Genomic DNA, 353 nt, shown 5'->3' with positions numbered 1-353 from the left:
GACATCGCCCTGGGGCACTGCACCATGGACGACCGCTCGGCAGCGGTGGTGTACATGCGCGACATGACCGAGGTAAAACGCATGCAGGAAGACATGCACTACCAAGCCACGCACGATGGGCTCACAGGGCTGGTGAACCGCTGGATGTTCATGCAGCATTTCGAACAGGCCATCCAGCGAGCACGGCGCAGTGGCCGGATGATGGCACTCTTGCTGCTTGACCTCGACGAGTTCAAGGACGTCAACGATTCCCACGGCCATGCTGCAGGCGACCAGGTGCTGATCGAGGTGGCGCGCAGGCTGCGCAGTGGCTTGCGCGCGGGCGATGTGATTGCCCGGCTGGGCGGTGACGA

At 63.2% G+C, this 353-nt stretch carries 1 protein-coding gene; it reads left to right on the top strand.

Going from position 1 to position 353, the window contains the following annotated elements:
• Positions 1 to 24: 24 nt before the first annotated feature.
• Positions 25 to 353: GGDEF domain-containing protein (locus J8G26_RS19205; RefSeq protein WP_246881491.1), on the top strand; the 329-nt coding region annotated here is incomplete at its 3' end.

This window comes from Acidovorax sp. JG5 (assembly GCF_017939685.1).
Lineage (GTDB): Bacteria > Pseudomonadota > Gammaproteobacteria > Burkholderiales > Burkholderiaceae_C > Acidovorax.
This window is presented reverse-complemented; position numbering and strand designations above follow the sequence as displayed.